The following is a 12,479-nucleotide window of genomic DNA, read 5'->3' as shown; positions in this document are numbered from 1 at the left end:
CCGGTATGGACAAACCTCGCATATCTATTTTCCAGGAACCCTTCATGGCCACCGTCCCTGAGCCGCCCGTCCCTGAGCCGCCCGTCCCTGAACTGACCTCGTATGATCACGTTCCCTACAAGAGCTTTCCGTTTCGGCAGAGCCACCCCGATCGCCTTGCCACCATCGCGACATTGCATGGGCTGACTATTCCGAAGATCGAGAACTCACGAATCCTCGAAATCGGATGTGCCTCTGGGGGCAACTTGTTGCCCATCGCGGACCAATACCCATCCTGCCAGTGTGTCGGCATCGACCTGTCGAGTCATCAGATTGCCGCAGGCAATAGGATACGAGAGGCGGCGGGCCTGGAGAACGTGTCATTGAGAGTACAGGATGTGCGAGAGCTTGCCAGCAGTGACCAAACGTTTGACTTCGTCATCTCGCACGGGGTCTATTCATGGATCCCAGACGACGCGCAGGAGTCGCTCCTACAAGCTTGCGGCAAGCTGTTGTCGCCAAATGGCGTCGCTTATGTCAGCTACAATACGTACCCCGGCTGGCACATGCGTGGCATGATCCGCGACATGATGGCGTACCATACTCGGAGTATCGAGAGCCCAGAAGATCGGGTGCGAAAAGCCAGGGCACTATTGCATTTTTTGACGGAGTCGGTTCCCACCGAAGGCAGTCCCTATGGACTGCTGCTCAAACAAGAACTCGGACAACTGCAAGACAAGGAAGACTACTACCTGCTCCATGAACACCTCGAGGAGTTCAATCAGCCAACCTATTTTTCACAATTCGTGGAACGTGCTCAGGCTTGGGGGCTTCAGTATCTCGGCGAAGCGGACTACTCCGTCATGTCGATCGACAACTTTTCGCCGACGGTAACGGCGATGCTGCAAAACCTGGCTGCGGACATCATCGAGACGGAGCAGTATATGGATTTTGTTCGAAACCGAATGTTTCGACAGACGCTGCTGTGCAGGAAAGAGTGCAAGATCGAACGAACCGTGTCGGCGAACAGACTTTCGGGACTCTATATCGCCTCCAACACACGCCCCGAAGGCGATGTCGACTCGCCTGATTCTGATGAACCGATGACGTTTCTCGCCGGCGGGTCCGTCACCAAGACCACCAATCCAGGTGTCAAAGCGGCGCTGATTCACCTGGGCAGAACTTGGCCAAAATTCATTCCTTTTGCCGAACTATTGGGTATCGCTCGTTCGCTGACGACGGGACGAATCGCACTCATCGATACCGCGTCTGAATTGCGTGGCAACGATCGCTTGGGCGAAGCGTTGCTGCGTTGCTATGCGACGGGGCACGTTGAACTTTCCGTCAATCCACCACAATTTTCATCGGTCGTTGCACAGTGCCCGGACGCGGGTTTGCTCAACAGGGTAATGGCCGCACAACGAATGCCGATAACCAACGCTCGACACGAATCCATTCATTTGTCGGATATCGAACGACGCATTCTGGTAATGTTGGATGGAAATCATGATTCTTCACAGTTGGTTGCTGCCATCGTATCAGGTGTCCAAAAAAATGAAATCGTCGTCCATGATCGCGGAATTTGCGTCTCGGATCCGGCGGCAATCGAACGGCTCGCGAACGAAGTTGTTGATGAAATGCTAAAAAAACTTGCACGGCAGACTCTACTCAGGTAGAACCTTCGATTGTCCGTGGGAACTTGATACGGTTACGACGTGCACGCTTATCAAACAAGTCTTGACATTCTTCTTGCTTTTCAATGCGGAATTTGTATTCAGGCTCCGCGTCAGGTACGTGAGGCGAGTTTTTTAATACTTCAGGGGCAGGCTTTTCATTTCGTGATGCAAGATCATCACGGGGCAAAATTGGGCTTTCTTTATTCAAATCTGCGGACAACAGTGTCGCTCCATCGAGCCACTTTGTAACTGCAGCAGGCAACTAGTACGCGCTCAAAGGGGTTAGGGATGAATGCGATTATGGTGTTGTGGCAGGCGTTTTTGGGACTCATTCGCAAACGGGCAGGACTTACCGGAAAACGTAATGTCAAAGCTTCTGTGCGCGGCGAAAACCTCGAGATGCGGCAACTCTTAGCAGGGGATTTGAGTGATGAACCTGCCGCCGTGGTTGAAAATCTGCGGCCGGAACTCACCGATCGGCACTTGGTCACGTCGTTCATCTCTACGAATGGCTCTCAGCAAGACTTGGGGCTGCTGGTTGAAGAGCTGACAACAGGCGCAGTGGATCCCGATTCATCAGCTGACATCGGGGTAGCCATTCGAGAAATTGACCCTTCGCTGGGCAACGTTGAATTCAGCTTGGACGACGGCGTGACATGGCAAACCGCTAGTGGTCTCGGTGGGGACTCGGTGCTTACGCTCGACCCAACCGCACGTATCCGAGTCGACTCCACCAGTGGTAGTGCTCCAAACGTTGAAAATCTGCTGACCTTCTCTGCATGGGATCAATCCGCAGGAACGTCTGGAGAACTGGTTTCGCTACAGGAACTGTCAGACGCCAATTCCATCAGTATGGAGACTGATCAGCTCGACTATGTCGCTGCGGCAACCATGGGACCTGCTCCGCTGGTCAGCAGCCTAATGCAGTCGACGCCGATGGGGCCAGACCCCGGCGATGCCCCGCTCAATGTTTCAAACGAGCCGATTTTTGACGGGCAAATTGGAAACTTGCCTGACAGCCTGACTGGGGTGACCATCGAGTACGATAGCAACGGAGACCACATTGCTGACGGCACGATGACAGCGGGGCAAATTGAGGACGATGGTGCGTTTGTTTTGGATCTGAGAGGCGAGTTCTTTCCAGTCGGCGTTACCAATGTCGGTGCTCGTGTGATTCACGTTGATGCACAGACGTTGGCGCGAACCGAAAGTGATTGGACGATCGTTGCCTACAACAATCAACCGTCCATCAATCCCTACACGCCTGGCTCGGGCGATGATCAAAATGAAGACCTTTGGGCGTTCGTTCCAAACATTGAACCCAGTGTCGACTTACCGGAGCAGGCCGAAGAAGTAACGTTTGCCGGGCAGCATGAAGTCTTCGTTGCTCCAACAGGTTTCGACCGAGACTCTTTCAGCGAAGCAAGGCGTTTTCAACCGCATGTCGGCAGCAGCGACTTCGACATTGCTGATACCGACCCCGACCCGTGGACTTTGTCATTCGGCGGTCGCGACTACACGATCGATGACCACTGGACATGGACCGTTGACGTGGAGATCACGGGAGACCTTTGGACTTATGATGAACTCTATCACTACACCTACACGGCAACGGCATCTTGGACCGATGCAGATGGAAAACAGTTTGTACACATGCTCGACGGTGATTATCGATACGACTTCCACGCCTCTGGCAATGATAGTCTGCAAACGAGCACCTACGATCTGAACGAAGACAGGGACGACGCTGCAGAATTGGATTGGATTTTTGGGACAACGATATCCACGCAATATGGATCGAGCACGCTCGACCGCGACGGTGACGAATACGGTGAACAACACTACAACCTGGACGTTCACGGCACGAAATCCATCACGGCGGGCGCGACGCACGTTGATGAAGACTATGACTGGGATTTGCAGGGCTATACCGAGCGTTTGCGGGACGAACTCGAAGTTGAGCCGATTCGTGGTGGTACGAAAACCACAACTACCGATGACGACGATCTGCGAAGTTGGTGGTACGACGCCGACATCGAGTTGATCGACGATGACGGCGACAAAACTCGGGACGAAGCCTTCGTGTACACGGTCGACCGAGATGAGCTGGTCCCCGTTACGGTCCACACGATTTACGTCGTCAATGACACCGTCGGTGGCGTGTCGAAAATGGAATCGGTTAACAAAACAACAACGACACCGACCAATATCTACACGGATTTCTTGCTCAGCGGTGACCACGACGTCGACAAAACAGGCAAGTCATCCATCGACACCGGTTATGACTACCGGTGGCAACGAGATGATGCCACGAATGAGATTTTGACCAAAACCATTCAGACGACCGACAACTCCCTTGCCGGTGCCATCGTCGTTTCGACCAATACCGGGTCCACGACGGCGGATATTGGCAGCACTCTGGTGCGAACAGCCGTTGCCGATCGAATTGTTAATGATGTTGATGACCGATTCGACGTCGATTTCGCAACGACACTCAATGTCGCGACAGATTGGACGACGATGTCCATGAACAATCTGACCGCCACCGATGGCAGTCAACCGGGCGTTCTCACCAATGCCAAGGTGACCGGTACCGGCAGCCAGTCGGGAGTCACCACGTTCGGGATGACCGTGTTGGGGCAGTCGACGCGTGACGGAAGCGTCACCACCACCTCAGCGTCCGCCTCATCCAAACACGATGCGATCGGCAGTGGCGTCAACAGTTCAGTGTCGGATACGCACAGCGTTGCGGTTTCAGAAACGACATCGGAGAAAACACGTGCCGAGCAGTCCGCCAAGGTCATGGACAATTCAACCTCTTCCTGGACGACGCACTCTTGGCGTAGCGGTGTCATGCTGGGCAACGGATCGTGGAGCTTTGATAAAGGATCAAACTATCAGGTCAGCGCCACGGGCGACACGAAATACGACAACAAAGGGAACGGACAGTCCACGATCATTGAGTCTCCCACAGCCGGTGTTACCGAGACGACGGATCAGGACGGCAGCCAAACATCCGTCGGACAGACCTTCTATATCGGGTCGGCCAATGGCTCGTCACAAGAAATCGCAGGTGTGTTTACATCCAACGACTTCAGCACCTACACCGCTCACGGTACCGACCACAGCACCACCGATTCCAAAACTGAGTTTGAAAGAGTAGATACGAGAACGGTAGGCACAATCGTCAACTCCACGGCCTTGGCTACCTTTTCATCTGTCAGCGATTCCAAGTCCGATGACAAGTCGACCAAAGTCGCCAGCAACTTCGCGGGGCATGTCACCCGCACCGAGATGACAGAGTCCAAAGCCGATGGGACGACAACTACCATTTCAACCAGCGATGGCGACTCTGAGACCAAACAAATCGAACTCGACTCCGACGGCGATGTTGTCTTTGACTCCAAGACAATTCAGACGAATGACTCACGTCGTGATGGGACGATCCTCTGGAACTCAACCTCCAAAGTGGACTCCAAGTTTGATTCAATCACCGGTGCTGTCGATGACCGTTCCAAACTCTACAACGAATCCGGTAGTTATACTCTCGACGGAAACCTTGAGAGTACCAATGACACCACTGACAAACGCGACACGGGATTGACCCGCATCGCTGATTCAAAAACAACCAGTTCGTGGGATGGAACCGGGACATCATCAGGACTGGAGTCAAGTACGACCCATAGCGCTACCGGCGCGGCGACACTGCACTCTGCACTGGAAAGCTACATTTCGCAAGACACGGGCACCAATCAGTCGCACAGCGAAACCAACAGCAAGATCGATGGAGTCAAAGACCTCAGTCAATCGCCAGATGATGGTCAGCACACTCGCGAAATCCATTCCACTTACAACTTCATTGAGGATCGAAGCGGCAAGTTCACGACAAACAATAGCGAATCTCGCAGTTTCAATTCAGTCGGAAATCAGTCGGAAACGACCGCATCGACCCATTTCGATTCTGATGAAACCGGCACACTGACCACGCAGGCTTGGGAGACCGCCAATGTCGAGTTGACCAACCACGCCGATCCAAAGTACCTGGTCAACGAAACGTCGATCAGCAGTGGCTACAACGACTACGACGGGACCTACCATACACAGTCGCTGAGTGAGACCAATCTGTACGCGGACGGGACCACCGACGCAATCGACTCGGTCAACCAAACCACGTCGGGCACCACCAACGCCACCTCGGACGTAAAAGTGGATGGCGATTCCACCGATGCACGAAATGCCAGTGACAGCTACGAAATGAACCCCGCGCCAGACCACGTGCAGGAGTTTACGGGCTCGGTCGTGATCAAATCAAACAATACCCACAACAAGGGTAAGTCGCATGGAACCTTCTCCGCCGCATCATCGGTCGTGCACCTTACGGGGATTGACGGTGTTCAGCACAGTAGCGATGAATCGGAACAGACATCGAACGACACGACCGACAACACGTCGCACATGTATTCCTCCGTCGACACGGAGACCCGCACGAAAATCTCCAACGGATTGCGGAAGACCGAGGAGTTCTCCAGTACGACAAGGGATGCGACGGACCAATCGACAGACGTCTATTATCGGGCGGATAGCACCATTAACGGGGTGCACGAAGCCCTGGAGGACACTTCGTCTAAGGGGAATGGGACCTTCATCGACAGCGACTACTCCTCACGCAGCGGAACAGAGGACACAGATTCGACATCAGGCGGTATCCAGACCACGCGTCACTCTGAATCGAGTTCCTCGTTTCAACGTGACGGCAACGGCAACTACGACTTCTCCGGGGAATCGCACTACCAACTCTTCGCGGACGCAACGACAGAGACAGACTCGACCTTTGAACGCACCGAAACTGGTAACTACAACGACAAAACCACCGGCGGCGGAAACGGTTGGGAAACCAGACAATCGACCAGCCAAGTCCCAAATCCGAATTTAGGCGAGGGTGAAACTCCCACCCCCGACAATCCTGCAGATGTCGCGCAGTTCTATGAACACACCACCATGGATCGCTCCAGCGTGGACGAGCACACCAACGTCATCTACACCAGTTTTCACACCGACACCCGCTCGACCGAGCGTGACGGTAGTTATGACTTCAGCAGCGAAGACACCTATGAAGAAAGCGGCGAGATCTCCAATGAGACCACCCGCGACACGACGGTTACATCACACGACTACGGACGCGAGAACGCCAAAGTCCATCGAACAAGTAGCGGAAATTCGAACGTCGTCAACAAGACATCCGGAACCTTCGATGTCTATACGACCAACGATGTAACGGACTCAACCGCTGGTGGCAGGCATACGGACTCGACCTCGCATTACTTTGACACCGGAACGATCGACCAACTGCACAGCTTCTCTCACTCAGAAGGCACGTTTAGTGAAGAACGCGATGAAGGCCTGACGATCTCTGGAGATCACTCACGAGACGAAACTTCCGACGCGACCGGCGAGTATTCCATTCATCGAGATTCGCACACGGTGGACGGAAAAACGGTCACAGAGAACAGTTTGGAACAATCACAGTCCAGCGGTTCGTTCAGTTGGGATGCGGACTCTACTACAACGCAAAAGAAGGATTTCGTCGATGACAGCCACTCCTACGACCTCAGCGCTCCCATCTACCTGATCACCTACGACTGGGACACAACGACCGAGACGACGGACATCGGAGGTGCGTCGTTCATCAACATCGCCAAAGATCAATACGATCTGTTTTCTGACGGAACATCGATCACCGTTTCTCAGCAATCACGAGAGGAATCCGACGGCTCCAGTACAGAAACCTCCGAACGGGATGGTGTCAATGTCGCCACGAAACGCAACCTCAAGACAGGTACGGATCTGACATCGACAACGGTCATCGATGACGAGTCCACCACCACCATGACGTGGTCGGGCAAAAACTCGACCGACTCAACGATCCAAAGTCATGGCGATGACACCACCATCACGAAAACCAAACGCGACGAGACGGTGACGCAAAGTTGGGACAACTCATCCAAGACCACTACCAGTGGTGATTCCAAAGTCATTGGCAATGCCCACTTCAGCACCAACGGCCATGATCACTACCTGTCCGACGGCCTAGTCGAAACCACAATCAAATACGATTGGACATCAACATCGATCAACGGCGGGTCGGAGGACGGGTACGCCGACGGGACGACTTATGTGTCCGGTGGCTCAGATCCCTACGGTGGATCTGACCCGTACGGTGGATCTGATCCTTATGGCGGATCAGACCCTTACGGTGGTGGAAACACTGAGCCTACCGAGTCACCCGCATCCTTTTCCAAAGTCGGCTTCAGCGAGACGACCGTCGATGGCCACGGGAATGGGCACTGGGACAGCGAGTTGTCCAAGGACGCGACACGCGAGGCACTTCCCTTCTTTACCAAAACGGCCAGCCAAGTCACCAGTGACAAGGGTGATTCAAACTTCAATGTCGATCTGACGCGACGACTTGATATCGCCGAGGACGGAGAGAAAACCTACAGCGGCGGCGGTACCCAGAGCTTCAAAAGCGATGGAGTAAAACGGGACACCGAAGATGGCACCAAGACAACGATGGACCTCACCAACGGTCAGTTGCCATACGGGCAAGGTATGTGGGTCGCAAAAGTCGACAAAAGCCACATCGTTTCACGTGGCGATGTCAATGAATACGGAATGCATGTTTCGTTGACGATCGATGTCGATCCAGACGACGGTGATTTGATCGAAACGCCTGTGATCGACAAGTCGTATGATCGCAGCGGCCCGACGCGGGTCGTTACCGACAAGACGGTTTCGACTCGAACCGATACCTACAACGAAGACAACAAGTCGGTCAAAACGGATACGACCACCATCCATTCATCGGAAACGTCACGAACGGAGTCCGACACGATCGATATGGGGCAGCGAATTGTCACGGACAACTTGACGACCACCGTGATCGATTCGATGGTTCGCGATGTGACAGTGAACTCAGACATCGAAACCAGCCTGGACCACGACGACCATCGCAGTAAGACAGTTGACACCTTAACCAGAGAAGATCGCTACACGGACAGTTCGTACGACTGGGCAAACGACTGGTTCGATTGGGGACGCACCGGCGGCAGCTACTCTGCGTACCACACCAGCAAAACAGAACGACACGACAAGGACACCGGACAGATCAATGATGTCGACGATGTTTATGAGTACGTCGGCGAGTACTATTACTACGGAGACTACTACGGCGGGGATATCCTCAGTTGGGTAGAGACCGATGAATACTGGGAGGAGTCAACTCGCGAGGAAGTCCAGCAAGACGGCAGCGACTTAGTCGAGATCACGATCACCAATGCCGTATTCCGAGATTACGACGCGACCTACAACGGCAAAGACTCTGGATCAACATCCGGCAGCGACCCCTATGGCGGCGGTGATCCCTACGGTGGCGGTGGTGGCGATCCATACGGTGGAGACCCATACGGTGGAGACCCGTATGGCGGCGTGGATCCGTACGGCTACGACTACTACGGAGGCGACTACTACGGCGGTGGTAGTTGGAACAACCAAGTAGAAACAAACGTTACAGCCGATATTGATCATCAACTGACGATCAAAGCGACCTACGACTCCTCGGCCGGTGACCCCTATGGCGGTGGCGGAGGCTACTACTCAGGCGGCTCAGGTTACTACGGGTACGAGGGCTACTATGGCGAAGGTGTACCCAGTGGCGGGGACCCTGCATACGGATTCGGGGGCGATGGCGGGTACTATTCCGGCAGCGTTACCGTCACTGAAGTTTCTGGGCATCACGATGTTTCCACTTCGATCGATTCCGTCTACTCATGGAATGACACAGGCGAATACGAGTATTACCACAGTGAACCGAGTGGTTCGGAGTGGTGGAGCAGCGGATACGAGGAGAATGGCTCGTACACTCTCGTTTCCGGTGATGGTCAGGTGGATTACTCAGGTGAACGCGGCAGCTACTATCTCAGCAGCGAGTACCCCGGCAGCGACACACGCGGGACAGCTTTCACGGATACCTTGCAAGTTGACCTGGGAGGCTTGACCCCCAGTTCGCTCAATCGCTGGTGGGATGCGCCGTGGAATGAGGACTGGAGGACGATTCAGGACATCGGCACTTGGTTGGGAGATACCGGCGCGGACTTCCTGGACGAGTTGGTGCTGTTCTTTGACGATTTCAGTGGCAATTGGACGTACACCGAATACGTCATTCAAGATGAAATCGACACCCTCAAGAGCGCCGCATACGGTGCGATCGACGGGTTCCTCGACACCGTCAATCCGTTCGACTATTTCTGGTCCGTTCCTGACATCGGGCCGGTGGAAGGCCATGAGACGGCTTACACCGTTGGCTACGTCGGTGGCGCTGTGGCGGGAATTGGCGTGCAAATCGGAATCGGTGTGCTCTCTGGTGGTGCCAGCGCACCTGCCTGTGCCAGTTCGATTGCTAAACTCGGCTTGATGGCGGCCAAGGCCTACACGGTGATCGACACCGCGGCTTCGATAGCCACAGGCGTCGGCATCGCGATCGACACGGCAACCAATTTTGATCAAATGTCTGGATGGCAAATCGCGGGCAATGCCGCGATGGCCGGTCTCAGCTTTGCGCCAGCGTTGGGGCACCTTGGCGGCAAAGCGATCAAGAAACTGGACGGTCCAATCAATCTGGGCAACGGCGGATGTTTCGTCGCCGGCACTCTGGTTGCAATTGATTCCATGCCGGTCAGCGTCGAGGCCAACGCAGCGATCGCAGGGTTGGTCGGCAGCAGCGAGCGCACAAACTCGCCTCGCTTCGAATTCGGTGCTTCTCCAAACCGCCAGCATATCGCGATTGAATCGGTACCCTTGGGGGCGAGAATCGCCACGGAGAACCCACAGACCTGGGAATACGACGAAAGTTTCCCCGAAGCCGATCGCTCTTCGTGGTCGCGTGTCGATCTGACGATCACTCGCGATGACGGTGTGGTGGTGGATGCTCAACTGCTGCGTCCCGATCAATGGATTCTCGACAACAACATCTTCGTCGGCTCACGCACTCCGATTCACATCGAAGAGCTCGATGTCAACGGAACAGCGACGGTCACCGCGCTGGCGGCTTGCCCTGACTTGGCCGTTGGAGAGGGAGAATTCGTCACCGGTCGTTTCGTGACCCACGAAGTGGGAGAGACGATCAAACTGACGATGGTCAATGGGACGAGCCTGCAAGGGACGCCGGTCCACCCGATCTGGAGTGTCGATCGCCAGGACTTCATCGAACTGGGCGACCTCAAGCCGGGTGAAAACCTACAAACGGCCAACGGCCCGCTGGCAATCCGTTCGATCGAAACCAGCAACACCCCCGTCCCGGTCTACAACATCGAAGTCGCCGGACAACACGTCTACGAGGTGACTGAACTCGGTATACTCGTTCACAATGCGAATGGCGCTTGTTCGACACTCTTGGGGAAAAACCTCGACGAAGCAGGATTTGCAAGCCCAGGAACCACGCGACTGAATTCGAGTAACAAGGTTGTCGCTGAATACGAAGCTGCCCACATCGTGCCTGGCGGTGAATTCGCAAAGCGAGCTGGTGGAAAATATCAAAAAGGTCTCGCGGCTGCGCGGAAAAAATTAGACGATGCTGGAATCGACATCAATTCCCACCTAAACGGGTTTTGGTCAACTAAAGCTTCGGGCCACGCTGGGACACATACAAACGCATATTTTGAACGGCTAACAGAATTGATAAACGCAAACACTCCCAAGAGTCAGGTCAAGGCGGCCTTGAACACACTCTGGACCGAGATCGAAGCAGGGAAATTCTAAATGCAAATCTATCGCTTACGTCCGATCAGTGATGACCCTCGCTTCGAAGGATTCGGGTGGGATCTGCCGGGAATCACTAACGAGAATGGACGGACCTATGATTTCACACACTTCTACCCTACGACCTCGAGATTTGCCGTTCCGAGACTGGCGAAGCGTTGGGATAAACCCACGTTCACGTTTCAAGAAAATGTGAACCCGTTCAATGACTTTCCTTGCTGTGACTTTCACGTGCCGGTATTCAGCCGCCGGGCAGTGGAGGCGGTCAGGGATCTGCTGGAGCCCCACGGCGAATTGCTGCCAGTGGATTCGAAGTTTGGTCTCTATTACGCCTTCCAAACAACGACCCTTGCACCGGGGATTCTTGATACGAAGAAAACATCTGGAATCCGTCTCGACGACAATCCGAACTATTTCTACGACATCTCGCAGTACCATTTCTACAAATCAAAACTGAAATCACAGAAAGCTGCCATCTTTCGCATTCCGGAACATCCCTCCCGGGTCTTGACGGGAGATAAGTTTCGATCTCGCGTCGAGTCCAACAAACTACTCGGATTCTTTTTTGATCCGATTTGGTCAGATGATGGGTGCGTGGACCGAGCCAAAACCAAGACAAATCAAAAACAGTTTGAGAAGTCTCAATCAAAAACTCTGGTTCTTCATTGCCAGTTGGCGGGAGAATCACCTACGAATTCGGAACGCAAGAAGATCGCGATGCTGCGAGACACGATCGCCGATTCGATCATCCTTTCCACCCCTGATGAGCCGTTTGTGGGAGGTTTGGCTGGGGAAGAGACTGAGTCTGGTTGGATCAGGATCCTGATGCCGTGCCCTCAACCAGATAAACTGCTCAAGGTTGTTCTACCTCTTTTCCAAGCTTTCACCTGGAAAGGAGAGAAGAAACTTTCGAAACGCAACGTTCCCTATTGGGACGATTCCGCCGATGATGTTTGGATAATGCAATAGTGGCAAAATCATCAACTACGCTTCAGAGCCCGCTGAAACAAG

4 protein-coding genes are annotated in these 12,479 nt (G+C 54.0%); 3 read left to right on the top strand and 1 reads right to left on the bottom strand.

Annotated elements, in window-relative coordinates; translation table 11 throughout:
* Positions 1-44 precede the first annotated feature (44 nt).
* Positions 45-1,655: a methyltransferase regulatory domain-containing protein gene (locus Pla52nx_RS30335; RefSeq protein WP_197454471.1), complete on the top strand. Its 1,611-nt coding sequence runs from the start codon at positions 45-47 to the stop codon at positions 1,653-1,655.
* Here Pla52nx_RS30335 and Pla52nx_RS30330 read toward each other — a convergent pair.
* Positions 1,648-1,875 carry a hypothetical protein gene (locus Pla52nx_RS30330; RefSeq protein ID WP_146519494.1) on the bottom strand — a complete coding sequence of 76 codons (228 nt, stop codon included), beginning with the start codon at positions 1,873-1,875 and terminating at the stop codon, positions 1,648-1,650. The two genes, Pla52nx_RS30335 and Pla52nx_RS30330, sit on opposite strands and share 8 nt — an antisense overlap.
* 179 nt (positions 1,876-2,054) lie before the next feature.
* On the opposite strand from Pla52nx_RS30330, the gene Pla52nx_RS30325 reads away from it, so the two are divergent.
* Both Pla52nx_RS30325 and Pla52nx_RS30320 read left to right on the top strand, forming a co-directional pair.
* Complete coding sequence (locus Pla52nx_RS30325; RefSeq protein ID WP_146519495.1) at positions 2,055-11,468, top strand: polymorphic toxin-type HINT domain-containing protein; 9,414 nt, start codon at positions 2,055-2,057, stop codon at positions 11,466-11,468.
* Positions 11,469-12,437 carry a hypothetical protein gene (locus Pla52nx_RS30320; RefSeq protein ID WP_146519496.1) on the top strand — a complete coding sequence of 323 codons (969 nt, stop codon included), beginning with the start codon at positions 11,469-11,471 and terminating at the stop codon, positions 12,435-12,437.
* The last annotated feature ends 42 nt before the right edge of the window (positions 12,438-12,479 follow it).

It is taken from the genome of Stieleria varia (assembly GCF_038443385.1).
Classification (GTDB): domain Bacteria; phylum Planctomycetota; class Planctomycetia; order Pirellulales; family Pirellulaceae; genus Stieleria; species Stieleria varia.
Note: the sequence above shows the minus strand (reverse complement) of the source record. Positions and strands in the feature narration are given on the sequence as shown.

Coding starts and splice junctions, on each gene's coding strand:
- Pla52nx_RS30335 (WP_197454471.1), top strand. CDS start 45: ATGGCCACCGTCCCTGAGCCGCCCGTCCCTGAGCCGCCCGTCCCTGAA.
- Pla52nx_RS30325 (WP_146519495.1), top strand. CDS start 2,055: ATGCGGCAACTCTTAGCAGGGGATTTGAGTGATGAACCTGCCGCCGTG.
- Pla52nx_RS30320 (WP_146519496.1), top strand. CDS start 11,469: ATGCAAATCTATCGCTTACGTCCGATCAGTGATGACCCTCGCTTCGAA.